We start from the raw sequence: 23,484 nt of genomic DNA, 5'->3' as shown, positions 1-23,484 counted from the left end.
GGAATAACTAAATGGAATATAAGAGCTTTATTGGTGGCGCGTGGGAAGAAACTTCTGCCAGCACCCCAAATATCAACCCGTCTGATACGTCCGACATTTTGGGCCATGCTGCTGTTTCTGAAGCCGCAGATATGGACCGCGCAATCGATGCAGCGCATACAGCCGCAGCGCAATGGGCCGCTTCAACGCCGCAACAGCGCTTTGATGTGCTTGATTTTATCGGCACTGAAATTTTGGCGCGTAAGGCTGAATTGGGCGAACTTTTATCGCGTGAAGAAGGCAAAACCTTGCCTGAAGGCATTGGTGAAGCAGGGCGTGCTGGCCAAATCTTTAAGTTTTTCGCGGGTGAAACATTGCGCCAAACAGGCGACGTGTTGGCGTCTATTCGTCCCGGCGTTGATATAGATGTGACCCGTTCGCCAATTGGTGTTGTTGGGCTGATTACGCCTTGGAACTTCCCAATTGCCATTCCAGCTTGGAAAATCGCGCCTGCATTGGCCTACGGTAATGCCGTTGTGCTTAAGCCAGCTGAATTGGTGCCGGGTTGTGCCTATGCGTTGGCCGATATTATTTCACGTTCTGGTCTGCCAGAAGGCGTGTTTAATCTCGTGTTTGGTCGCGGCTCCAAAGTTGGGCCCAAGCTTATTGGATCAAACAAAATCAACGCCATCAGCTTCACAGGCTCTGTTCCCACAGGGAAGGGCATTGCTGCGGAATGCGGCAAGTTGCTTAAAAAGGTACAACTGGAAATGGGTGGCAAAAACCCCATGGTTGTATTGGACGATGCTGACCTGGATATCGCAGTTGATGCTTGCGTCAACGGGGCGTTTTTCTCAACCGGTCAGCGGTGTACTGCATCGTCGCGTTTGGTTGTGACACAAGGCATTCACGATAAATTCGTGAGCGCTGTTGAGGAACGTTTGTCTAACCTAAATGTTGGTCACGCGCTGCGCTCAGATACACAAATTGGCCCCGTGGTCGATGAGAGCCAACTCCAGCAAGATCTAGACTATGTGGACGTTGCCGCAAAAGAAGGTGGCAAGGTATTTGGCGGTCAGCGGCTGAACCGTGACACTGAAGGTTTTTATATGGCACCAGCTTTGGTGACACAAACGACAAACGGTATGCGTATCAACCAAGAAGAAGTGTTTGGCCCTGTCGCAAGTGTGATCAAAGTCAAAGACTATGATGAAGCTCTGGCGGTCGCGAACGACACCGAGTTTGGCCTGTCGTCTGGTATTTGCACCACCTCGCTCAAGTATTCAAGCCACTTCAAAGCCAATGCGCAAGCGGGCATGGTGATGGTCAATCTGCCAACGGCAGGCGTTGATTATCATGTGCCATTTGGTGGCACGAAGGGGTCTAGTTTTGGTTCGCGCGAGCAAGGCAGCTATGCGGCTGAATTCTATACCAGTGTTAAAACGGCTTACACACAACCCTAACCAACCCCGCACCCGGCGGTTTGTCGCCGGGTGTCTTTTCTCTTCGATTGGGTGCGCCAATGTCAAAAGCTGACCAGCAACATGATGTGTTTATTGTCGGGGCCGGCATTATCGGCCTTTCAATCGCCCATTATTTGCAGCAAGAAGGCCGACGCGTCACTTTGGTTGACCGTAAAGGCATCGCCCAAGAAGCAAGTTTTGGCAATGCAGCAGCGTTCGCGGTGACAGACCTTTTGCCCATGGCGTCGCCCGGCATGTTGCTCAAAGCACCAAAGTGGTTGGCCGATCCCTTGGGACCGTTGACCATTCGCCCCAGCTACTTGCCAACAATTGCCCCCTTCTTGATGCGGTTCTTCCGTGCCAGTTGGCCGGACCAATTTAAACGCTCGGTGGAAGCCCAAGCCGACCTGATGACTTTGTCATGTGCCGAAATCGCCAAATTTGCGCAACTGCCCAAAATGGGCAGTCAAATCCGCTCGGACGGTGCGCTGCACCTTTACGAAAATGACGCAGACGTTAAAGCTAATATTGAAAACAATGCTGAGCGCAAAAAACACGGCATACCCTTTCGCCACGTTGAGGGTGAAGAACTCTTAGAGTTACAGCCCGGGCTGTCTTCGCACATCAAAAGCGCAACATTTCTGCCCACATGGCAAACGGTGGACAATCCATTTGAATGGGCTATGTCGATTTGGGATATGGTGCGCGCAAATGGTGGTGGTCTGATTGAAAACGAAGTTTCAGACATCAACGCGTCTGGAGCAATCACGCTCGCAGATGGCCGGAAGCTGAACGCGAACAATATCATTATCGCCGCTGGCGCATGGTCCCATCGCTTGACCGAAAAGCTGGGCGACAAAATACCGTTGGAAACGGAGCGCGGGTACAACACGACACTGCCAGTGGGGGCATTTGACCTCAAGCGGCAATTGATCTTTGGCAGCCATGGCTTTGTTATGACTCCGCTTTCCACAGGCATTCGCGTTGGCGGTGCGGTTGAATTTGCCGGGCTGGAAGCGGAACCAAACTACAAACGCGCCGAGATTATGCTGCAAAAAGCTAAACGGTTTTTGCCCGAATTAGGCACAGAAAACGGCACGCAATGGATGGGTTTTCGCCCCTCGCTGCCCGACTCATTGCCAGCGATTGGCCACGCGTCGGCAACAGATAAAATCACTTATGCGTTTGGGCACGGACATTTGGGGCTGACCCAGAGTTTAGCCACGGCTAAACTGGTGGCAGATTTGGTGGCAGGACGTGCGCCAAAAATCAACATGAACCCCTTCAACCCATCTCGCTTTTAGAAAGGCACGCAGCATGGCGAAACATAGCTTTTTTTGTATTGACGGACATACATGTGGCAACCCTGTGCGACTTGTGGCAGGTGGCGGACCTGACCTTAAGGGCGCGAACATGCTGGAAAAGCGTGCGCACTTTTTGGCCGAATATGACTGGGTGCGAACGGCGCTGATGTTTGAACCGCGCGGCCATGATGTGATGTCGGGCTCAATTCTTTATCCACCGACCCGTGACGATTGTGATGCGGCTATCCTGTTTATTGAAACGTCGGGCTGTCTGCCCATGTGTGGCCACGGCACCATTGGTACGGTGACAATGGCGATCGAAGAAGGCTTGGTGACGCCTAAGGAGCCGGGCGTGCTCTACCTTGATGCTCCGGCGGGGCGCATAAAAGCTGAATATTCAATGATCGATGGATATGTCGAAGAAGTGCGCATCACCAATGTGCCAAGCTATCTGCACGCGACGCGGGTTGCTGCGGATGTTCCGGGATTAGGCGAAATAAGCGTTGATGTCGCCTATGGCGGTAATTTTTATGCGATTGTCGAACCGCAAGATAATTTCAGAGACATTGAAGACCTGTCCTCGCTTGATTTGATCCGTTGGTCACCTTTATTGCGCAAAGCACTTAATGAGAAATACGAGTTTATCCATCCCGAACACCCTGAAATCAGGGGCCTAAGCCACATCTTGTGGACAGGTGCGCCGCGTGATCCGCACGCTTCGGCCCGCAATGCTGTGTTTTATGGTGACAAGGCGATTGACCGTTCCCCGTGCGGCACCGGTACTTCCGCGCGGATGGCCCATTGGGCAGCATTAGGTGACTTAAACGTTGGCGACGACTTCATTCACGAAAGCATCATCGGCTCATTATTCCACGGTCGCGTTGAAGCTGAAACCAAGGTTGGCGAACTGGACGCGATTATTCCATCGATTGGCGGATGGGCGCGCAAAACGGGCTACAACACGATCTTTGTTGATGATCGTGATCCATTCAAACATGGCTTCATTCTGCCGTAAGCATTCATTGGGAGGAACCAACGTGAAAATTACCGCGCTACGCGTTTATCAAATTGATCTGCCTTTGCGTGAGGGACGTTACAATTGGTCGAACGGCAATTTTGTTGAAGTTTTTGACTCAACTGTTCTGGCTCTGGAAACAGATGCTGGTATCACCGGATATGCGGAATGTTGTCCGCTTGGGTCTGCCTATTTGCCCAGTTATGCCCTTGGCGTCCGCACCGGATTGCAGGAATTGGCACAGCATGTAATCGGCTTGGACCCGCGCGACCTGAACGTGGTCAACAAAGCCATGGACGAGGGGCTGCGTGGTCATCCTTATGCCAAAGCGCCAATCGACATTGCCTGTTGGGACATTCTGGGCAAGGCCACAGACTTGCCTGTCTACACTTTGCTTGGCGGTAAGCAGCAGGATAAAGTGGCACTCTACCGCGCAATTTCCCAAGAAGCTCCAGATGTGATGGCCAAAAAGATCGATGGCTATCGCCAAGAGGGATATACCAAATTCCAGCTCAAAGTTGGTGGCGATGCGAATGACGATATTGCCCGTATTCATGCGACGCGCAAAGTGCTCGATAAAGGTGAAGTGCTGGTCGCAGATGCCAACACCGGTTGGAACCGACATGAAGCGGCGCGTGTAACCGCTGCGGTTTCGAATTTGGATGTCTATATCGAACAGCCCTGCATGACATATGAAGAGTGCTTGTCGATCCGCCGCCGCACAGCGCGCCCGTTCATTATGGATGAAAACATCACCGATGAAGCCATGTTGCGCAAGGGGCTGGCCGACGACGCAATGGACGCGATCAACCTAAAAGTTTCCAAAGTTGGTGGCCTCACCAAAGCACGGGTGATGCGCGACATGTGCGTAAATGCTGGCTTGGCGATGACTATTGAGGATACGTGGGGCGGCGATATCGTGACGGCAACAATCGCCCATTTGGCGGCTTCAACGCCAGAAGAATTCTCTTTTTCCGCGACGGATTTCAATTCATACGGCACTGTTGATTTCGCTAAAGGCGCACCAAAACGCATGAACGGCTTTATGTCAGCGCCGGACGCACCGGGATTGGGCATTGAGCCAGACTTTGACGTTCTGGGAGAGCCCGAGTTTGAATTGCGAGTAGTATAATGCGGTCAACCAAAATCATTCATGTTGTGTCCTGCCACGCCGAGGGCGAGGTAGGTGACGTCATCGTTGGCGGCGTTGCTCCACCACCGGGCGACACGTTGTGGGAGCAACGTAATTTTATTGAGCAAGATGAAACCTTGCGCAACTTTATGTTGAATGAGCCGCGTGGCGGCGTGTTCCGGCATGTCAATTTGTTGGTTCCGCCGAAAAATCCAAAAGCGCAGATGGGCTTCATCATTATGGAGCCGGCGGATACGCCACCTATGTCAGGGTCCAATTCGATATGTGTCGCGACAGTGCTATTGGATAGCGGCATTTTGCCCATGACCGAGCCAGAAACCAGACTAACGTTGGAAGCTCCCGGCGGGCTGATTGAAGTTGTTGCGCAGTGCAAAGATGGCAAGGCACAAAGCATCACGGTCACTAACGTGAAAAGCTTCGTCGATCAATTACAGGTGCCACTACAGGTCGACGGGTTGGGCGAACTCATCGTTGATACCGCCTATGGTGGCGATAGTTTCGTGATGGTGGATGCCCAGGCTTTGGGCGTTGAAATAAAACCAGAAAATGCGCGCAAAATTGCTGAATTAGGTATGCGCATCACGGCGGCAGCGAATGACCAATTGGGGTTCACTCATCCTGAAAATCCAGATTGGGATCACATCTCGTTTTGCCAATTCATGGGCAAAATCAGCCGCGATGTCGACACGCTAACCGGCGCAAATGCTGTCGCTATACGACCGGGAAAAATTGATCGTTCGCCGACTGGCACCGGCTGTTCTGCCCGCATGGCGCTGATGTTCGCTAAAGGCGAAATGAAGCGAGATGATAAATACATTGCGACCTCGATCACCGGCTCAAAGTTCAATTGCGATATTGGTGAGGTGACAACTTGCGGAGACCGCGACGCGATTTTACCGCGCATCAATGGCCGCGCGTGGATTACCGGAACGCACCAGCATATGCTCGACCCTTCCGACCCGTGGCCGGAAGGTTATCGGTTGAGCGATACGTGGCCGATGCAAGACTGATTGAGGTTTGCACAATTGTAGCGTGGCCCCGGATCAAGTCCGGGGCGGCAGGGTTAGAGGTTCTTTTTATATTTCTTGGCCGTCCCGGACTTGACCCGAGTATCCATGAAGCGTTTGCAGCGAAGTGAGTGACTTGGTATCTGGACGTAATTGCAGTCTCAGAATGGACCCTCGTGTCGAGCACGAGGGTGACGAATGGGGGTAGGGTGATCGGTGGATAGCCAAACCCTTGAGGCATTTCAACTTCAATTACCCAATAAACTGCAATCCAACAATTGCGATCAAGGCGATCCAGATGGTTTCGATAACCACGATGGCCATGGAAACGGGACCCACCTCAATCAGCTTTTTCAGCGAGGTTTTGACACCTAACCCGGCGATTGCCATCACAAGCGCGAGTTTGGACAATTCGCCCAAAACAGACCCCACAGATTGAGGGATCCAACCCACCGAGTTCAGCGCGGCGAGTAATACGAACCATGCGAGAAACATCGGGAACTGTTTTCGCACGGAAGGTTCTCCGGTCGCACTGCTAAAAACGAAAAAACTGATGGCAGCGATGACGGGCACCAACATGGCCACGCGGAACAATTTGACGATGGTTGATACGTCCCCCACACTTTCTGAAATGGAGTAACCCGCGCCCACGACTTGGGCCACATCATGGATAGTGGCGCCCAAAAATACGCCTGCGGCTTGGTCTTCAATGCCCCAATAGGCGATGATCAGCGGGTAAAAGACCATGGCGACCGTGCTAAGCGTGGTGACGGCGATGACGGTGAAGATCGTATCTTGCTCGCCAATACCATCTTTGCCTTTGGGCAAGATGGAGGTAAGTGCCAGAGCGGCCGACGCGCCGCAAATGCCCACAGCGCCCCCCGTTAATAATCCAAACGCCTTGTTGCGCCCGAATAAAGTTGAGACGAGAACACCCACCCCAATGGTGCTGAAAAGGCAAACAATCACGACGATAAGAGGAACAGGGCCGAGGGCCAATACGTCAGATAGGGTGATGCGTGCACCCAATAGGGCGACGCCTATTTTGAGCAATGTGCTGGAAGCAAAATTGACACCGCCGATTATGTTGCCCGTAGGTGAAACAAAGTTGAACGCGATGCCCAACAATAGCGCGAACACCATGACCGGTGCGCCATAATTTGACGCCAGAAATATCGCGACGACAGCGATTGCACCGCAAAGCAGCACCCCACGCCAATTGTTCAACACTGAGTGTTTAAGACCTGTCACAACAAAATCCAACTTGGTAAATAGCTACGCTTGGACTTTCTTGGGTGCGTCGCGAATTGCATTTTCGAATTGCAGCAGGACGTTGATATTCCGGCGATTGTCGGTCAAATCTTCAATCGTATACTCGTCCAAAACGGACAGGAAAGCATCCAGTGCGCGGTGCAGCGCATGGTTAAGTCCGCATGTGCCGGTAAGGGGGCAAGAAATATCGCCACCGCCTTCAAAACATTCCGCAAGGGCAAAATTGTCTTCTGTCGCGCGAACAACTTCGCCCAATTTTATGTCAGCTGCCGGGCGTTTGAGTTTGATACCACCATGGCGGCCACGCACAGTTTGCACGAACCCAGAATGGTTCAAAATTTGAAGAATTTTAAACAGGAAGGTTTCTGAAATATCATAAAATGAGGCGATTTCCCCAATGCGACTTAAACCGTCATTGCTGGCGCAATACATCAAAATGCGAATGGCATAATTGGATTGTTTGGTTAGGCGCATAGATGAATCCTTACTGCAATTGTCATCTTTATAGCAGCTAAATTTAAAAGGTGAAATGCCGCATTGACCCAGACCGTGCATCCGCTGCAAATGAACAAAATAGTCAATGGATGAATCATGATCAACTTTATTACCGCACTTGCTGCATTTCTTGGTGCGCACACATTGCCACGCGCCACTGGTTTTCGGGATTGGGGTATGGATAGATTTGGCCGTAAAATTTACATGGCCGCATATTCAATTGCGTCCATCGGTCTGCTCGTTTGGCTGATTATTGCTGCCCAAAACGCGCCCTATATCGGGCTTTGGCCCACGACCCAATTTACGGTTGCGCTCGCTATATTGATCATGTTGGTTTCGTGCATTTTATTTGCAAGCGCTGTAACCCGAGCGAATTCGCTTTCAATTGCATTTCGCGGCGGCGAGACTGATATAGATAGCCCCGGCATTCTGGCGTTGGTCCGTCACCCAATTGTATTGACGTTTTTGCTCTGGTCGTTGGCCCATCTGTTGGTCAATGGAGATGTGATTGGGCTGATCCTATTTGGCGGCATGTTGGCGTTTAGTTTTATCGGCATGAGAGCCGTTGAAAAACGCGCGCGCAACAAACTCAGCCCTGAAGCCTTTGCCAAGTTTTCATCGCTCACAACTGGACCGCTACCGGCGCGGATAAAACGTGCGATGAGCTTCAAGTTGATTGCTGAGATTGTTGCGGGTGTCTTGGCATTCTTCGTTTTGCTTTTCGCCCATGAATTCGCAATTGGTGTTAGCCCGCTCGCCTATTTCTAACCCAGTAAATAACGCTTAAGGTCATCGCGCAAAGGCACCGCTGATTGCGGCAGCGTGTCGGACTTCAGGATAAATTGTGCCGCAGACCAAAGCGCGGCCACATGCATCGCTGGCATTTGCAGTTCGCCACTGGAAATTTGAGTGAGAACGTCAATCAAGTTGCGCTTTACGGTTACGCAAAACTCACCATGCCCTTCATCAAAGGATGGAGCCCCAACGTTTTGGGCATCAAATGCGACAAAGCAATAAACCCAATTGTTTTGTAAAGCAGGGTTGGGCATGGATTTGAGTACACAGGCGGCGAGCGAAACCTGGTGGCCCGTTTCCTCACGCATTTCCCTTATCGCGGCTGCTTCTGCTGCAATTTGAGGGTCTGTGCCATCTTCCTTATCTACAGCACCGCCGCAAAGTCCGAGCACAGGCATGCCGATGCCATGTCGATATTCATCAACCAAGATCAGCTCCATACTGTCAGCACAAAACGGAACCACGTTCACCCAATTGCCGTATTCGAGCACATGATAGGGCTCGACTATGTCGCCATTGGTGGCCTGACATTTATCGGTTCTAAGATTAATCCACTTGTCTTTGACCCGTGTTTTGCTTTCAAGGATTGTCCACGGTGTTGGTCTGTCGTTTTGATCAAGCATTGCAATTTCTCTCTAAGTATTTGTGGAGCTTCTTCCCAAAATCCGTCCAACCACTGGGAAAATTGAAACATCTATATCTGTTAGTTTTTTTGTGGTTCGCCAGACCATAAATGATCCAACTAAATAGGACATGACAGCACCAATTGCCGCCCCAGTGAGCCCCAAACTTGGCACCAACACAATATTTGCAATCAGCAACATACCAAGGCCAAGCGCAACAGAGGGTAGCACCGCATAGGGTCGATTTTTCGATGACAATATGAGCGGGCCGGGGCCGAAAACAGCGCGCACCACCAAACTAACGCATAGGATGAGGAGGGGCCAATAGCCACCCGAAAAGTCCTTGCCGAACAGCATCAAAACCAAGGGGCTCGCAATGGCGACGCCGAGCGCCAAAATAATGGCCAGCCCAGTCGCGACCAAATTTGAATCTAGTATGACTTTATCCAACCCATCTTGGTTGTTGGCTGAAACACGCTCCATAATGTTGGGCATGGTGACGGCATAAACCGCACTGATGCCAAACGAGGCCAAAACGAAAATGCGTGTGCATACCCCAAAAACAGCAATTTGATCCTTGGGCAAAAATGCCGTGAGCATCAAAAGGTCTGCATCAAAGAAAAAGTCGGTCGACAAGGTAATGATGATCCAGGGGAGGGCGAAATAAAACCAGCGTTTAAACTGTGGTTCGGTCTGCGTCGCCGTTTGGGGGAGATTGAGCAATGCTTTGACTGTCACCAACAGTTGGATTGCGATCACCAAGCAATAAAAGCTGGCCAATATCCACAAAAGCATCAAAACGCGATCATCTGGCGCAGCGATAAAATAACTGGCAATTAGAGCGCCAACCACAATCAAAGGGCGAAAAGTTGTATCGACCAACAGTCCAGCAAATGGTCGTTTCAGCCCCACCAATATCCCAGCATTGATGTAATAAACCGCCGCCCCGACGGACATCAAACTAATCGGTACCCACAGCATGGACATCGTTTTCCCGATTTCGCCAAGGTTTGGCACCAACATGCAGCCAATGATGGTGATCAATATCCCCGGAAAAAGGGTCAAGCCGTAGGCGAGTTTGGCAAATCGAATAAGGCTTGCGCCATCATTCTTAGCGGCATATTCAGCTGCGAAGTAGGAACCCACAGTTTGTAAGCCCAAAGGCAATGTGATCGCCAACAAGTTGATGGTGGCGATGGCCACCAAATATTCGCCAAGCGATCCGGTTCCCCAAAAACGGGCAATGGCGGCTTGCACCAAAAATATTGTGCCAGCGCCTGCAATTCGAATGGCGAAAAGGATTACGGACTTTGATGCGAGTTGTTGCCGTATGCCCATGGAGTGATTGCCCTTATTCTTGCGGCGCGTTGGTCTGCCGACGCAAATCGCGTGGACGAGAAAACAATACCGCCATTCGGATTAATTCTTGGTAATTCTTAGATATTTCCCCACGCGAATATGCCCGTTTTACCTTTCGCGAGGGATTGGAAAACCTCAATTGGCAAGATTTTGCGACAAACGCCTGATCTTCGATTGTGCGAAACCTTCCATATGATAGTATTGGGTCAATGATGTTGACCTAATTATCTTTGGAGAATGAAATGACGCACCCATCTGCATTTGCAAAACTGCACCAACCCGGAAACCCGTTCATACTGGCAAATGCGTGGGACATTGGCTCCGCGCGTATGTTGGAGGCGATGGGCGCACAGGCCGTGGCAACATCGTCCGCCGCTCTGGCATTCGTTAAAGGTGTTGGCGATTTGGGCGAGATTTCGCGCGATGATGCCCTAAGCCATGCCGACGAACTAAATTCAGCAGTTGCTGTGCCATTGAATGGTGATTTTGAAAACGGTTTTGGCCCAACGCTTGAAGATGTGGTGCAAACCATTCAGGCGTCGGGAAAAATTGGAATTGCTGGTTGTGGGATTGAAGATATGGATTTGCCAACAGCTGAGCCATATGGGTTTGAACAGGCTGTTGAACGGATCGAGGCCGCAGCCGAGGCGGCGAAGGCGCTGCCCTATGATTTCGTGCTAACAGCGCGCGCAGATGGCGTGATGCACGGCAAATATAGTTTGGATGAAGCAATAAGACGTTTGCAAGCATTCCGAAAAGCTGGTGCTGGCGTATTGTTTGCCCCAATGCCGGGCACAATGGACGATGTTGCCCGCATCTGCCGGGAAGTGGACGGGCCAGTCAATGCGATTTGCGCCGGACCGTTTACACAAAACACCGTTAAAGATTATGCCAACGCAGGCGTTGCGCGGATCAGCTTAGGTTCAAGTCTAGCGCGGGTTACCCATCGTGCAATTCATGATGCTGCAAATGCCATGTTCAACAATGGTGAATTTTCGTTGTTGGGAAAGTCAATTTCTGGTGCGGAAATTGAAAAGCTGACCAAACGTTAGGGGATATGAGCGTGGCGGATTGTTCATTTCTTACGCCCCAAAACAAAAAACGCGCCACATGGGCGCGTTTTAATTCAAAGTTTGATCAATGTATTACGTCAATTCTGCTGCACTTTTAATGACTTTGCCTAAAAGGCCATAAGCCAAAGCTTCGTCAGTGTTCAGCCAGAAATCGCGCTTAGTATCTTTTTCGATTTCTTCAGGCGTTTTGCCTGTTGCCAAAGCAAACAATTCTTCAAACCGGCGACGCATTTGCTTGATTTGTTCGGCCTGAATTTGAATGTCGGAAACTTGTCCGCCAACGCCACCAGCAGGTTGGTGCATCAAAAAGCGCGTGTTGGGCAAGCAAAGTCGATTTTCTTTTTTTGCACCGATAAAGATCAATGCGCCAGCGCTTGCAACCCAGCCAGAACCGATGGTGCGAACTGTTGGTTTGATGAACTTGATAATGTCATGCACCATGTCGCCACTTTCAACATGGCCGCCTGGTGACGATACAAAGACATTAATCGGGTCATCGCCATCTTCGGCCAATGCAAGCAGGCGTGCGGTCGCTTCGCGTGCTATTTTATCATTGATCTCGCCAGTGATCAGCACGTTACGGCTTTTGAAAAGCAATTTTTCGACCGATGCGTTGTCTTGTTCGTCTTTCGGTTTATCTTTTTCTTCAGCCATGTCTCTTCATCCTGTAATCAGCTTTGGGTCTTTGTCTAAGAACCCTGGTCATGCTTAGTTTAAGGTGCCCAATCTAAGGCACAATGTACTTTTAATCGAACAGTTTATGATTCGCCTAAACTTATCGTAAATCGCATCTTACCCATCTAGTGGCTGTTGCCACCCGCTTCAAGGCAACATTGCGTGATCGCGCATAACTTGATGCAATTTAAGCAATTGCATTCACAAAAAAGTCGTGATCGAATGGCTTTAAAATTGGTTGCACCAATTAGGGTGCCCGACATTTAGGGAACGAAGATGCCTATTATCAATCGTATTGCTGAATTTCATGATGAACTGACAGAGATCCGCCAAGATATCCACGCCCATCCGGAGCTTGGTTTTAACGAACACCGCACCGCAGCGTTGGTGGCTGAAAAGCTCAAGGAATTTGGTGTTGATGAAGTTGTGACGGGCATTGGGCGCACTGGCGTTGTTGCGGTGATAAAAGGCAAAACAAACAAATCTGGCAAAACCATCGGCTTGCGCGCCGACATGGATGCGTTGCCGATTGAAGAGGCACAACCACACGACTATAAATCGACCAATCCCGGCGTTATGCACGCTTGCGGCCATGATGGGCACACGACTATTCTGTTGGGTGCAGCTAAATATCTGGCCGAGACGCGCAATTTCGACGGCACGGCCATCATGATTTTCCAGCCGGCTGAAGAAGGCGGCGGTGGCGGCAATGAAATGGTCCAAGACGGTATGATGGATCGTTTCAATGTCGATGAAGTCTATGGGCTTCACAACGCACCAGGACGTGAAGTAGGCCACATTGCGACACGTACGGGTCCATTGATGGCCGCTGCTGATACATTCTATATCGATATTGTAGGCAAAGGGGCGCATGCCGCGCGTCCACATTCTGGCATTGACCCGATTATTATTGGCACTGATTTGGTGCAGGCATTCCAAAAAATTGCTTCGCGCAACACTGATCCTCTCAAATCCGTTGTGGTATCCGTCACCACATTCCATGGTGGCGATACGGACAACGTTATTCCTCAGACTGCAAAACTTTCCGGCACTGTGCGCACACTGGACGAAGAAATTCGCGATATTGCTGAAGAGCGGATCAAGCAAATTTGTAAGTCCATTGGTGAAATGCACGGCGCGGAGATTTCTGTTCAATATAACAGAGAATACCCAGTGACGATCAACCACGCCGCCCAAACCGATTTTGCGGTGGAAGTCGCCAAGGAAATTGTTGGTGAAGACCGCGTTGTAAACGATACCGATCCGGTAATGGGGGCAGAAGATTTCTCCTTCATGCTCAACGCACGTCCAGGCGCATATATCTTTTTAGGGCAGGGCGACACCGCCGGGGTGCATCACCCTGATTATGACTTTAACGACGAGATCATCCCGACCGGTTGTTCGTACATGGTGAAACTTGTCGAAAAAGGCATGCCTGCTTAACAAACCGAATTGTGTATTTTGGCAAAAGCCCTAGCTCTGCTAGGGCTTTTTTGTTTGCGAAACATGGTGGTGTTGGTTTGGAATGGAGAGCTACAACAGACCAGGCGCTTTATGGCTGAATGAGATTTTGAGCCAACGCGATGGCTAGAGCTTGCTCGCGGGTCGCGGCGCCAAGTTTTTGACGGGCATTGCGAAAATGAAACTCAATGGTCACCTGTTTCACATTCATTTTATGAGCAATTTGTTGGGAGCGCAGGCCTTTGCTGAGCCATTGCAACGTCTCGATTTCGCGCGGACTAAGCTGTGAATGATCAGCTGATTTTTTGGCTCGACTTATGGCTTGGTGCGCACAAAAGCTGGCCAGTTCTATTGTTGAACCGTGTTGATTGTGAAGCGCAATAGTGTCGCCACCAGACTTGTCAGATAAGAAATTCCAGCCCCCAGCACCTTCCTTGCCAATTTTGCGAAAAGGAACTGAAAAGCCAGAGATAAATCCTGTTTCGCCTGCCTCGCGCACAAAGTTTCTCTGAGCAGAGGTCATGCTTTTATGGCGATCCATAAATGTGACCCCGGTCAAAATGGTTTCAAACTGCGCGCAGCAAACGGGAACAAACGGATCGATAAGGTGGTAGTTTTGATCGCGATAATGCTCTACCCAATAATCAGGCAAGCTGGACATGAAATTAACATCGTCGCCCTTTTGATCCAGATAGACGATCCCCTCAAAACCAAACTGCGCAAAAAATTTCGCGCTATGCGCCCAGATTTGAGATTGAGAGCTCTGGGCTTGTAGACCTTCAATAAATTCACAAGCCAATTGGTTTAACACATGCATGACCTTCAAGTTTAGACCGGTCAACCAGGCTTTGGTGTGCCCCTAAGGAAATCCATAGCTTGTTCGTTGCCTCGCGCCGAAGCATATTTCGCCTCAGTTTCTGGGTCAAGCGGGGTGCTTATTCGTGCGAAATTTCAAATTCTTATCCAAGGTTTTTGTTCCGATAGTGATGTCCTTTCTGCTGGGCTCCGGAATAGCCACCGGACAAGAGAGAACCGATATAATGGTGGTTTTTGATGCCTCTGGTTCCATGTGGGGGCAGATTGAGGGACTCACAAAGATTGAGTTGGCACGGGAGGTGTTCAACGATCTTTCTGGCCGATGGGACGCCCAGTCGGTCAATGCTGGTCTTATTGCCTATGGCCATCGCCGCAAAGGCGATTGCAGCGATATTGAGTTGATTTCGACGCCAGCACCCGGTGCCTCGCTAAACCTTGGTAAACTGGTGCAAGAACTTGTACCAAAAGGGAAAACGCCGCTTTCTGCGGCGGTAAAAATGGCGGCAGAGCAGTTGCGGTTTACCGAAGAGCGGGCGACCGTGATTTTGCTCTCTGATGGCAAAGAAACCTGCCAACTTGATCCCTGTGCTGTTGGGCAGGAGCTGGAACGTTTAGGGGTGGATTTCACCGCTCATGTGGTGGGCTTTGATGTAGCTGCACCTGAAGATAAAGCACAACTGGAGTGTTTGGCGGCAAATACTGGTGGCAAGTATTTTGATGTTTCTGATGCTGAAGGTCTGACCAAGGCTTTAACGGACGTGACCCAATTGGACGCGGACAAGATTAGCGATGGGCCGATTAAGCGAACAATTTCGCTATCCGCCATTTTGGAAGGCGATGAAATTTCTCAATATGGACGAACCGTGTGGGTGTTCAACAGTTTGGACGGGCAGACCCGAACACAAGAGACCGAAATCACCAATGCGAAATTTGATCTTGCTGAAGGGGAATACCAAGTTGGCGTGTCTTTTGATGTTGGCACCGGCCAAGCGCAAGGGGAAGCATCGGTTAAGGTTGAACGCGGTGGGCAAACTGAGTTTACAATTTGGGCCAAACGGCCCGAGGTAAATGCTGAACTGGCGCTATTGGGCACCCCTAGAGTGGGCGAGGATATACGCTTTAAAGTTGGGCTTGCCAACATTGGGTCTGATGATCGCATCCGGATTGTGCCGCGCGGGGGCAAAGATGAGGACGAATTATTGTCAGCCGAGGCGCAGGCCGAAGTGGCCATGTTGGCCGTGCTTGATCCCGGTGAATATGACGCGCTTTATGTGGCAGATGCCTATAGTTTGAGGCAAGAGGTTGTGCGACTGGAGTTCACTCTGGCGCCAGTCGATTTGCATATTATCGAGTTAGGTCCGGTGACCCCGGGTGCGCCGATGCTTCAACTTTCGGACGGTGGTCGCGCAGGAGACATGATTGTTATCCGCAACATGGCAGAAGAAGAGGTGACTTCAATTTATGCGGAAAAAGGACAACCATTCGCGTTGCCTGCTGACTTGCCGCCCGGTGACTATATTTTGGAGGTCAATCGAGACTATCAGGCGACCTATTATTTGGGCGGTGTGCAACTTTTACCTGAGAGCGCAAACACCATTGGCGAAGATGATGACGACGCGGTGGCGCCCATAGAAATGGGCGGGGGCGAGGATGCTTCTGGCGGTGAAGACCCATCCACAATGATGAGCGAAGAGGAACTTGCTCAAGAACAAGCTGCGGCGCAAGAACAAGCGGGTAGCGTGGCTTCGTTTGACTTCAAATATAATTGCGTTGAACAAGCGATATGCGGTTTTTCGGACCCGCGTGTGCAGCTAAATTGGAGCATGGCCAAAGGCTGGTCGGCTGAAGAACCCTATTTTTACACCACCGCCGGTGGAACCGTTGCAACGCACCCCACATTGGTTTTGGTAAAACGGTCAGATGATCCCAATCCGTTCATTGTCGCCCTAAATCAACGCATGTGGGACGCCAAAAGCGGGCCTTGCATTGCAGTGCCGCGCGGCGAGTTGTGTCGCAATGAAAATGCCATTGGCGACGAACGCGCACAATTTGAAATCATCGCGACAAGCTTGAGGGAAATCCCGATCGGATATCGCAAGCTTTCGACCGATGACATTGAGGAAATTTTGACCCGCATAGATGAGGACAACCAGTGAGAAAAATCTTCCTAGCGACCGTTTTTGCACTTTCCAGTTCCACGGCCCTAGCCGCAGATGGCGATGCAATTATCGTAACGATTGATGCACAGGGTCAGCCAAAATTTGAACAAAAACCTGTCTCGTTTGAACAGGCCATTTTGGCCATCGACCCGGCATTTACCCTTGAGGGTGGGGCAAAACCGACTGCGATTATTTTAGAAAAAGGCAAACCAGCCCGCATTGCTACAGGGGCGCTGGAGGATATTGACCGTCAATTGGGTGGGGATGGCAATGTCGATATCATCCGGCCAATGACTGATGCGGAACGGTTGGTAACGATTGATGAAATGCGCAAAGTGTTGCCAATTGATATTGCTGACTTGCCTGAAACAATGCCACTCGACTTGTTTGAAGGCGTCTCCGATAATCAAATTACGCTTAAAAATGGCACCTGGAAATCTGAGATGACAGACCAAAAAGTCACGGGCTGCCCTCCCGGACTTGATAATATGGCAAGCCAAAGCATCGGCCAATCGTTTAGCAACAGCGTTGTCTTTTCCAGCCCCTATCATCCAACCGATTTTTCGTCCGAACTTGGCGTGCATAGCTGGAAACGTGTAGGGAACAGGGGGTATATCTCGGAGATTTACGAATTTGGCGGCGAACAAGCGCGTCAAGCGGGCATTGCCGTTAAAGTGCGTTATGGGATGAACGCTTTATCACCCACCAAAGTGGCGGTGTGGGCTAATGTGCAAATGAACTTAGCAGAAGCATTGGCAAAAATGGCCGGTGGTTCAACCATGTGTGTGGCCGATGTGCGCGGGCATTTTGTGCGCGTTAGTGATTAAGATTATCAAGGCGCGGTCAGCAAAAACTGCACACCGCGCCAGTTTTGTTCTGGCTACGTACCATCCGCTGATATCTCAACACTCGTCTGATAGGAATATGGTTTTTCAGGTGTGCAAATAATGCTTGGAAATGCTGGCGTATTTACCGCGTTGGAGTGTTTTTGTGGCTCAAGACAAATCGCAGATAGCAGTCCGAATTTTCTTGCTCTTTTGCCGCTACTCAACACGCTTTGATTGTTGCCACTATATGTTTGTAAGCAAGGCTGGTCTGACCATATTTTTAGCTTTACGCCATTTGGGGCACAAACATGTGCAATCGCTTCATCATGGTCGCGATCTGCGGGCAGAACATATGCAAGGTCAACGCCAAGTTGTTCGGGATCAGCGTCAATCAACGTCTTGGCATTGCGAAAATCAAAGCGCGTGCCTTTGACAGATTTGATCTCGCCCGTGGGCAAAAGGTCATCGCCAAGCGGTGTATATTGATCGGCCAACACTTGGAGTTGATGGTCGCGGTTCGAGCCATCTCCCAGCAAGTTGTAGTAATTGTGTTGGGCAAAATTAATCGGGGTTGGTCGGTCTGGTCGCGCTTTAATGTCGTAACTCAATTTTGCGTTGTTAAGGCTGATCAGCATTTCAAACTCGACATTGCCGGGAAATCCTTCCTCCAAATGGGGAGAAGAATAGGTGAGGCGAACAGTGTTCTCGTCCGCTTCTTCCAAATCCCAATTGCGCTTCGAAAGCCCCTTAGCGCCGCCGTGCAGCATCATGCCGGGTCCGTTTTCGCTGAGCTTATAGACGTTCCCGTCAAGTTCGAATTGCGCACCGCTAATCCGGTTGGCAACCCGCCCCACCGTTGTGCCAAAATAGTCCGGGTTATCTAAATAGTCATTTGGATCATCATAGCCCAAAACCACGTCCAAAGGACCGGTTGGACCGGGAATGATCCAACTTTGGGTGATCCCACCTAACGAGAGGATTGTAACTTGTGCTTGTTCGCTTTTAAGTACGGCGCGTTTGAACGGCTTGTTGTCAATTTCGCCAATGGTTTCAATCGTTAAACTCATATTTTACCTGTCATTTCAATAAAGCCAGAACGGCTCCAAAGCCACAATGGGGTGTGAATATCTATGGGGTTAAGGCCCGATCCTTGCAGCGATAGTTCCCATGATTTGGCGGTAATATCAGCAACATCATTTTGCTCAAATTGGGACGCAGAAATCAATCCAAGTTTCAAACTCGCATTGATAACATGCCTGTCCGGCGCAACCGAAAGCGCTGCCTTATTTTGCAACGGCAATGACGTATATTGCAACAACACATATAACCAATAGTTACAGATTTTTGGACCCGCTAAATAAGGAAAATTACTTTTGTGCGTTTGGATAAAGGTGCGGATTTTGTCGATATCATAGTCTTCGCGCTCTAAAAGCTGGCGTATATCTGCGTTGCTATGTTTCACGATACCGGCGGCGACCCGTTGCCAGTTCTGAACATGGCGGTTGGGCTGTAAAGCAACTTTGTAGTGCAGCAATGCTTGGCGCAGCGTGTCAGTTGATGCAGATGCCGCCAGCTTTGGATCAAAAACCCACTTGTGAACACTGTCGTTGAACGTTTTTGTACAAGCTTGCCAAAGAGCATAGGCGTCGCGTTGATAATTCAAGCACATGCCAAGGGTGAAATAATGCAGCAATTCCGCGCTATCGGCAGGCAATTTCGGGTGGACATCTTCGGGCATGTGTTCACCCCCCAACGCACCGGACTTGTGCATTGAGATCAAACATTCAACTTGCCTAAAGATGGCCCTTGCCTTTATTTCAGTGGACATTCAAGCCTTCCATCAAACCAAAATCCCAATCATCACAAAAACAGTGCTGTTGATCTGCTACGCACATTGCTAGCATGATTTCAAATAGCAGATTCTTACGTGCCATAGGGCACCAAACATAGTTTGAATTCTTGTTGGGAGGAAACCGATGAAAACCAGAGCAGCAGTTGCATTTGAAGCAGGCAAACCGCTTGAAATTTGCGATGTGGACCTTGAAGGCCCAAAAGAGGGCGAAGTGTTGGTTGAAATCCGCGCAACAGGCATTTGCCATACGGACGAATTTACGCTGTCCGGCGCGGACCCGGAGGGTATCTTTCCAGCCATTTTGGGCCACGAAGGCGCTGGCGTTGTGGTCGATATCGGCCCGGGTGTGACTAGCCTTAAAAAAGGCGACCATGTTATTCCGCTCTATACGCCAGAATGCCGTGAATGCGACTATTGCACGTCGGGCAAGACGAATCTGTGCCAAAAAATTCGCACGACGCAAGGCCAAGGATTGATGCCGGATGGCACGTCGCGCTTCTCAATCAAAGGCGAACCCGCTTTTCACTATATGGGCACGTCAACGTTCGCCAACCATACAGTTGTGCCTGAAATTGCGCTGGCTAAAGTGCGCGAAGATGCGCCGTTTGAAAGCATTTGCTATATCGGGTGCGGTGTAACCACCGGCATTGGCGCGGTGATCAACACCGCAAAAGTTCAACCCGGCGACAATGTCGTGGTGTTTGGCTTGGGCGGAATCGGGCTTAACGTTATCCAAGGCGCTCGGCTTGCCGGTGCCAACATGATCGTTGGGGTCGATCTAAACCCTGACCGTAAGGCATGGGGCGAACGTTTCGGCATGACCCACTTCGTCAACCCGAACGAAGTTGAGGGCGACCTGGTGCCTTATATCGTCGATCTGACGAAGGGGGGCGCTGATTACTCGTTCGAGTGTATTGGCAATGTAAATGTGATGCGCCAAGCGCTGGAGTGCTGCCACAAAGGGTGGGGCACATCGATCATCATTGGTGTGGCGGGTGCAGGCCAAGAAATCGCAACACGTCCTTTCCAACTGGTGACAGGACGCAACTGGCGCGGCACTGCATTTGGTGGCGCAAAAGGGCGCACTGATGTGCCAAAAATCGTTGATTGGTACATGGACGGTAAAATCGAAATCGATCCGATGATTACCCACACGATGGGGCTTGATAAAATCAATGACGGGTTTGATTTGATGCGCCAAGGTAAAAGCATTCGCGGCGTTGTGAAATACTAAGAGGAAAATGATGCAAACAGTTTCTGAAACCCGCGCCCATGGCGGCGTGCAAGGGGTTTATGCGTACGCCTCTTCGGCATGCAATTGCGAAATGACTTTCGCAGTGTTTGTGCCACCGCAGGCTGAATCACAAGCTTGTCCCGTCATTTGGTATTTGTCTGGCTTAACCTGCAACCATACCAATGTGACGGATAAGGGCGAATACCGTCAGATGGCGGCTGAAATGGGCATCATTATTGTGTGTCCTGATACCTCTCCACGTGGTGACGATGTGCCGGACGAGCCGGACAATTGGCAGTTTGGCAAAGGCGCAGGATTTTACCTGAACGCCACTCAGGAGCCGTTCAACAAACACTACAATATGTATGACTATCTGGTGGACGAATTGCCAAAATTGATAGGCGAAAAGTTTAACGCTGACATGTCACGGCAGTCGATAATGGGGCACTCCATGGGCGGGCATGGCGCATTAACAATCGCTTTGAAAAACCCAAACACATTCAGAAGCTGTTCAGCTTTCGCGCCGATTTGTCGCCCGTCTGAAGCGAGTTGGTCCAAACCATCGTTTGAAAAATATCTTGGCACTGACGAGGCCGGTTGGCGGCAATATGATGCGTGTGATTTGATTGTCGACGGCAATCGCTTTTCACCAATTCTTGTCGACCAAGGCGACAAAGACCAATTCATGGAAGAGGGTTGTCGCCCGCAAGCGCTGGCTAAAGCGGTCAGGGGCACTGAAATTGATGCGACTATCCGTATTCAGGAAGGGTATGATCACTCTTACTTCTTCATTTCCACCTTTATGCCAGAACACATTGCTTGGCATGCAGACCACTTGAAATAGAGATGGGCGGCAATTGCCGCCCAATCCCGTGACGCTAAATAATTTCGTCTTCGTCGAATAGCGCTTCGGCTTCTGTTTCCATTTGCGAATGCAAGTGGCCCAGAGCGACTTCGGCCAATTCGTCAGAGTGTGTTATCTTGGCGATATGGAACAATCCGTCGCCTTCATTTACCACTGGCAAGTTGGTTCGCCCGACAATTAGACCGGGATATGACGCTTTTATTTCCACTTCCTTTTCGCCAAAAGGATCAGAAATGATGCCCAACAAACTGCCCTCTTGTACGATCTCGCCATTCCCTTTGAATGTACGCATGATCCCGCCAGCCGCAGCTCGCTCCCAATAACTGGATGAGGAGAGAAGCGGCTTTACCTTCGGCCGTTTCACAGATTTTGCGCTCAGCATACCCAAATGGCTCATCACCCGCAAAATGCCAGTAACGCCAACTTTTGCAGCATGTTCGTCAAACCGTAAGCCTTCGCCTGCTTCGTAAAGCACCATAGGCGTTTCAAGCCCATCAGCCACTTGGCGCATCGATCCCTCGCGAAGTGGTGAGAGGAGGGTGACAGGAGCACCAAATGCCTGCGCTAACTCTTTCGCTTTGTCGGACTTATGTGAAACGCGTGCCTGTGGCAGGTTTGCCCGGTTTACCGCTGCCGAGTGCAGATCGATGCCATAGTCAGATTTTTTGAGAATTTCCTGGGTAAAAATATACGCCAACCGTCCAGCCAATGAGCCCTGGGCGCTACCTGGAAAGGTGCGATTGAGGTCGCGCCGATCCGGCAGATACCGAGAATGGTTCATAAACCCGAACGAATTCACAATGGGAATGGCCAATAAAGTGCCACGCAAACCAGACAGCTTTTTGCTGTTGAGCAAGCGCCGCACAATCTCTACGCCAATCACTTCATCACCATGTACCGCAGCCGAAACAAAAAGCGTTGGACCGGGCAGGCGGCCATGAACCACATGCACCGACAAGGTGACGGGCGTGTGGTCCGAAAGAACGCTAACGGGTAAGTCTACCGTTTCGCGGCTACCAGCCTCAATTGCATGTGTTCCCAACTGAAAAGGCGCGCGCTTAGGCATTAGCCTTTACCTCGTGTACGGGTTTTGTTTGGTTTCGCATTTTTTTCCAAAAACTCGATGGTTTTGCCGGCAATGTCGATCCCGGTGGCGTTTTCAATGCCTTCAAGTCCGGGAGAGGAGTTGACTTCCATCACCACAGGACCGGTTGAAGAACGCAGCATATCCACACCACAAACATTAAGCCCCATAGATTTGGCGGCTTGCACTGCAGTCGCGCGTTCCTCTGGCGTAATTTTGATTGATTTTGCTGAACCACCACGGTGCAAGTTGGACCGGAAGTCCCCCTCGGCGCCAGTACGCAGCATTGCAGCAACAACTTTACCGCCAATCACAAACGCTCGAATGTCAGACCCACCAGCTTCTTTGATGAATTGTTGGACCAAAATGTTCACTTGCGCGCCACGGAAGGCTTCGATTACCGATTTTGAAGAATTATCGGTATCTGTAAGCATAACGCCAACACCTTGAGTGCCCTCAAGCAACTTGATCACCAATGGTGCGCCACCGGCCAGTTTGATCACTTCTTCAGTTTGTTTCGGATCGTGCGCAAATGTAGTGTTTGGAAGACCAACACCATCGCGCGCCAACAATTGCATAGAGCGAAGCTTGTCGCGTGATCGGCCAATACCAACACTTTCATTAAGCGGGTAAACGCCCATCATCTCGAACTGACGCAAAACCGCAAGCCCGTAGAAGGTGATTGAAGTACCAATACGCGGGATAACAGCGTCATAGCCCTGCAGTTTGTCACCGTTGTAATAAACCTCAGGTCGACGAGAAGCGATGTTCATATAGCAGCGCAATGTATTGATGATATCCAACTCATGACCCCGCTCTTCGGCTGCTTCTTTTAAACGCTTGTGCGAATATAAATTGGCGTTACGCGCCAGCATTGCTATTTTCATCTCTGTCATCCCCTTTTGTGGATTTGAGCCAGTTGCGAAAATGCAAATCGGCTCATGAATTTCACAAACTCAATAATTCGCTCTTT

Annotated in this window: 22 protein-coding genes; 12 read left to right on the top strand and 10 right to left on the bottom strand. The window is 50.4% G+C overall.

The annotated features are described in order from the left end of the window. Positions 1 to 11: 11 nt before the first annotated feature. Genes ACSHWX_RS07715 through ACSHWX_RS07695 form a run of 5 tightly spaced genes read left to right on the top strand, consistent with a single transcriptional unit; the run spans position 12 to position 5,924 of the window. Complete coding sequence (locus ACSHWX_RS07715) at positions 12 to 1,442, top strand: aldehyde dehydrogenase family protein (RefSeq protein ID WP_435667623.1); 1,431 nt, start codon at positions 12 to 14, stop codon at positions 1,440 to 1,442. 59 nt (positions 1,443 to 1,501) lie between these two features. After that, the gene (locus tag ACSHWX_RS07710) at positions 1,502 to 2,746 is read left to right on the top strand and encodes an NAD(P)/FAD-dependent oxidoreductase (protein ID WP_435667622.1); all 1,245 of its coding nucleotides are present in this window, start codon (positions 1,502 to 1,504) and stop codon (positions 2,744 to 2,746) included. Positions 2,747 to 2,759: 13 nt separating this feature from the next. Further along, positions 2,760 to 3,761, top strand: a complete 1,002-nt coding sequence (locus ACSHWX_RS07705) for a 4-hydroxyproline epimerase (protein WP_435667621.1) — start codon at positions 2,760 to 2,762, stop codon at positions 3,759 to 3,761. 22 nt (positions 3,762 to 3,783) lie between these two features. Further along, a complete protein-coding gene (locus tag ACSHWX_RS07700; RefSeq protein ID WP_435667620.1) occupies positions 3,784 to 4,893 on the top strand; it encodes a cis-3-hydroxy-L-proline dehydratase in 1,110 nt (369 codons plus the stop codon). Further along, the gene (locus tag ACSHWX_RS07695) at positions 4,893 to 5,924 is read left to right on the top strand and encodes a trans-3-hydroxy-L-proline dehydratase (protein ID WP_435667619.1); all 1,032 of its coding nucleotides are present in this window, start codon (positions 4,893 to 4,895) and stop codon (positions 5,922 to 5,924) included. Before ACSHWX_RS07700 ends, ACSHWX_RS07695 begins: the two co-directional genes overlap by 1 nt. Positions 5,925 to 6,173: 249 nt before the next feature. Here the strand turns inward: ACSHWX_RS07695 and ACSHWX_RS07690 are convergent, their stop codons facing one another. Further along, positions 6,174 to 7,172, bottom strand: a complete 999-nt coding sequence (locus ACSHWX_RS07690; RefSeq protein ID WP_435667618.1) for a YeiH family protein — start codon at positions 7,170 to 7,172, stop codon at positions 6,174 to 6,176. Positions 7,173 to 7,196: 24 nt separating this feature from the next. Further along, on the bottom strand, positions 7,197 to 7,667 hold the full coding sequence (gene rirA / locus ACSHWX_RS07685; protein WP_435667617.1) for an iron-responsive transcriptional regulator RirA: 471 nt from the start codon (positions 7,665 to 7,667) through the stop codon (positions 7,197 to 7,199). A 117-nt stretch (positions 7,668 to 7,784) separates the two neighbouring features. On the opposite strand from rirA, the gene ACSHWX_RS07680 reads away from it, so the two are divergent. Then, positions 7,785 to 8,456: an NnrU family protein gene (locus tag ACSHWX_RS07680; protein WP_435667616.1), complete on the top strand. Its 672-nt coding sequence runs from the start codon at positions 7,785 to 7,787 to the stop codon at positions 8,454 to 8,456. Here the strand turns inward: ACSHWX_RS07680 and ACSHWX_RS07675 are convergent. Together ACSHWX_RS07675 and ACSHWX_RS07670 are read right to left on the bottom strand one after the other, a co-directional pair. Then, complete coding sequence (locus ACSHWX_RS07675; RefSeq protein WP_435667615.1) at positions 8,453 to 9,106, bottom strand: NUDIX hydrolase; 654 nt, start codon at positions 9,104 to 9,106, stop codon at positions 8,453 to 8,455. The genes ACSHWX_RS07680 and ACSHWX_RS07675 overlap by 4 nt on opposite strands. 12 nt (positions 9,107 to 9,118) lie before the next feature. Continuing rightward, positions 9,119 to 10,444: a lipopolysaccharide biosynthesis protein gene (locus tag ACSHWX_RS07670; protein WP_435667614.1), complete on the bottom strand. Its 1,326-nt coding sequence runs from the start codon at positions 10,442 to 10,444 to the stop codon at positions 9,119 to 9,121. A gap of 263 nt (positions 10,445 to 10,707) precedes the next feature. Between ACSHWX_RS07670 and ACSHWX_RS07665 the strand changes: the two genes are divergently transcribed. Beyond that, positions 10,708 to 11,517 carry an isocitrate lyase/PEP mutase family protein gene (locus tag ACSHWX_RS07665; RefSeq protein WP_435667613.1) on the top strand — a complete coding sequence of 270 codons (810 nt, stop codon included), beginning with the start codon at positions 10,708 to 10,710 and terminating at the stop codon, positions 11,515 to 11,517. A gap of 93 nt (positions 11,518 to 11,610) precedes the next feature. Here the strand turns inward: ACSHWX_RS07665 and ACSHWX_RS07660 are convergent, their stop codons facing one another. Further along, complete coding sequence (locus ACSHWX_RS07660) at positions 11,611 to 12,192, bottom strand: ATP-dependent Clp protease proteolytic subunit (protein WP_435667612.1); 582 nt, start codon at positions 12,190 to 12,192, stop codon at positions 11,611 to 11,613. 297 nt (positions 12,193 to 12,489) lie between these two features. On the opposite strand from ACSHWX_RS07660, the gene ACSHWX_RS07655 reads away from it, so the two are divergent. Beyond that, the gene (locus ACSHWX_RS07655) at positions 12,490 to 13,656 is read left to right on the top strand and encodes a M20 aminoacylase family protein (RefSeq protein ID WP_435667611.1); all 1,167 of its coding nucleotides are present in this window, start codon (positions 12,490 to 12,492) and stop codon (positions 13,654 to 13,656) included. Positions 13,657 to 13,765: 109 nt separating this feature from the next. Here ACSHWX_RS07655 and ACSHWX_RS07650 read toward each other — a convergent pair whose 3' ends face one another. Next, a complete protein-coding gene (locus ACSHWX_RS07650; protein ID WP_435667610.1) occupies positions 13,766 to 14,485 on the bottom strand; it encodes an autoinducer binding domain-containing protein in 720 nt (239 codons plus the stop codon). A 229-nt stretch (positions 14,486 to 14,714) separates the two neighbouring features. Here ACSHWX_RS07650 and ACSHWX_RS07645 point away from each other — a divergent pair, with 229 nt between their 5' ends. Then, positions 14,715 to 16,646 (top strand): vWA domain-containing protein, encoded by a 1,932-nt coding sequence (locus ACSHWX_RS07645; RefSeq protein ID WP_435667609.1) that lies wholly within the window; start codon positions 14,715 to 14,717, stop codon positions 16,644 to 16,646. After that, positions 16,643 to 17,476 (top strand): hypothetical protein, encoded by an 834-nt coding sequence (locus ACSHWX_RS07640; protein ID WP_435667608.1) that lies wholly within the window; start codon positions 16,643 to 16,645, stop codon positions 17,474 to 17,476. The genes ACSHWX_RS07645 and ACSHWX_RS07640 overlap by 4 nt, the downstream gene beginning before the upstream one ends. 53 nt (positions 17,477 to 17,529) lie before the next feature. Here the strand turns inward: ACSHWX_RS07640 and ACSHWX_RS07635 are convergent, their stop codons facing one another. Next, entirely contained in the window at positions 17,530 to 18,543 is a 1,014-nt protein-coding gene (locus ACSHWX_RS07635; RefSeq protein WP_435667607.1) for an aldose epimerase family protein, read from the bottom strand. Then, entirely contained in the window at positions 18,540 to 19,304 is a 765-nt protein-coding gene (locus ACSHWX_RS07630) for a hypothetical protein (protein ID WP_435667606.1), read from the bottom strand. Before ACSHWX_RS07630 ends, ACSHWX_RS07635 begins: the two co-directional genes overlap by 4 nt. A gap of 148 nt (positions 19,305 to 19,452) precedes the next feature. On the opposite strand from ACSHWX_RS07630, the gene ACSHWX_RS07625 reads away from it, so the two are divergent. Further along, positions 19,453 to 20,562 carry an S-(hydroxymethyl)glutathione dehydrogenase/class III alcohol dehydrogenase gene (locus ACSHWX_RS07625; protein WP_435667605.1) on the top strand — a complete coding sequence of 370 codons (1,110 nt, stop codon included), beginning with the start codon at positions 19,453 to 19,455 and terminating at the stop codon, positions 20,560 to 20,562. Positions 20,563 to 20,572: 10 nt separating this feature from the next. Beyond that, positions 20,573 to 21,406 (top strand): S-formylglutathione hydrolase, encoded by an 834-nt coding sequence (fghA, locus tag ACSHWX_RS07620; protein WP_435667684.1) that lies wholly within the window; start codon positions 20,573 to 20,575, stop codon positions 21,404 to 21,406. 34 nt (positions 21,407 to 21,440) lie between these two features. Here fghA and ACSHWX_RS07615 read toward each other — a convergent pair whose 3' ends face one another. Both ACSHWX_RS07615 and rimK read right to left on the bottom strand, forming a co-directional pair. After that, positions 21,441 to 22,493, bottom strand: a complete 1,053-nt coding sequence (locus ACSHWX_RS07615; RefSeq protein ID WP_435667604.1) for a succinylglutamate desuccinylase/aspartoacylase family protein — start codon at positions 22,491 to 22,493, stop codon at positions 21,441 to 21,443. Further along, the gene (gene rimK, locus ACSHWX_RS07610) at positions 22,493 to 23,398 is read right to left on the bottom strand and encodes a 30S ribosomal protein S6--L-glutamate ligase (RefSeq protein WP_435667603.1); all 906 of its coding nucleotides are present in this window, start codon (positions 23,396 to 23,398) and stop codon (positions 22,493 to 22,495) included. The genes ACSHWX_RS07615 and rimK overlap by 1 nt, the downstream gene beginning before the upstream one ends. Between the last annotated feature and the right edge of the window lie 86 nt (positions 23,399 to 23,484).

It is taken from the genome of Maritalea sp. (assembly GCF_051251695.1).
Taxonomy (GTDB): Bacteria; Pseudomonadota; Alphaproteobacteria; order Rhizobiales; family Devosiaceae; genus Maritalea.
Note: the sequence above shows the minus strand (reverse complement) of the source record. Positions and strands in the feature narration are given on the sequence as shown.

Excerpts from the sequence above, each read along its gene's own strand:
- ACSHWX_RS07715 (WP_435667623.1), top strand. The coding sequence starts at position 12 with ATGGAATATAAGAGCTTTATTGGTGGCGCGTGGGAAGAAACTTCTGCC.
- ACSHWX_RS07710 (WP_435667622.1), top strand. The coding sequence starts at position 1,502 with ATGTCAAAAGCTGACCAGCAACATGATGTGTTTATTGTCGGGGCCGGC.
- ACSHWX_RS07705 (WP_435667621.1), top strand. The coding sequence starts at position 2,760 with ATGGCGAAACATAGCTTTTTTTGTATTGACGGACATACATGTGGCAAC.
- ACSHWX_RS07695 (WP_435667619.1), top strand. The coding sequence starts at position 4,893 with ATGCGGTCAACCAAAATCATTCATGTTGTGTCCTGCCACGCCGAGGGC.
- rirA (WP_435667617.1), bottom strand. The coding sequence starts at position 7,667 with ATGCGCCTAACCAAACAATCCAATTATGCCATTCGCATTTTGATGTAT.
- ACSHWX_RS07680 (WP_435667616.1), top strand. The coding sequence starts at position 7,785 with ATGATCAACTTTATTACCGCACTTGCTGCATTTCTTGGTGCGCACACA.
- ACSHWX_RS07675 (WP_435667615.1), bottom strand. The coding sequence starts at position 9,106 with ATGCTTGATCAAAACGACAGACCAACACCGTGGACAATCCTTGAAAGC.
- ACSHWX_RS07670 (WP_435667614.1), bottom strand. The coding sequence starts at position 10,444 with ATGGGCATACGGCAACAACTCGCATCAAAGTCCGTAATCCTTTTCGCC.
- ACSHWX_RS07665 (WP_435667613.1), top strand. The coding sequence starts at position 10,708 with ATGACGCACCCATCTGCATTTGCAAAACTGCACCAACCCGGAAACCCG.
- ACSHWX_RS07660 (WP_435667612.1), bottom strand. The coding sequence starts at position 12,192 with ATGGCTGAAGAAAAAGATAAACCGAAAGACGAACAAGACAACGCATCG.
- ACSHWX_RS07655 (WP_435667611.1), top strand. The coding sequence starts at position 12,490 with ATGCCTATTATCAATCGTATTGCTGAATTTCATGATGAACTGACAGAG.
- ACSHWX_RS07645 (WP_435667609.1), top strand. The coding sequence starts at position 14,715 with ATGGTGGTTTTTGATGCCTCTGGTTCCATGTGGGGGCAGATTGAGGGA.
- ACSHWX_RS07635 (WP_435667607.1), bottom strand. The coding sequence starts at position 18,543 with ATGAGTTTAACGATTGAAACCATTGGCGAAATTGACAACAAGCCGTTC.
- ACSHWX_RS07630 (WP_435667606.1), bottom strand. The coding sequence starts at position 19,304 with ATGTCCACTGAAATAAAGGCAAGGGCCATCTTTAGGCAAGTTGAATGT.
- ACSHWX_RS07625 (WP_435667605.1), top strand. The coding sequence starts at position 19,453 with ATGAAAACCAGAGCAGCAGTTGCATTTGAAGCAGGCAAACCGCTTGAA.
- fghA (WP_435667684.1), top strand. The coding sequence starts at position 20,573 with ATGCAAACAGTTTCTGAAACCCGCGCCCATGGCGGCGTGCAAGGGGTT.
- ACSHWX_RS07615 (WP_435667604.1), bottom strand. The coding sequence starts at position 22,493 with ATGCCTAAGCGCGCGCCTTTTCAGTTGGGAACACATGCAATTGAGGCT.
- rimK (WP_435667603.1), bottom strand. The coding sequence starts at position 23,398 with ATGAAAATAGCAATGCTGGCGCGTAACGCCAATTTATATTCGCACAAG.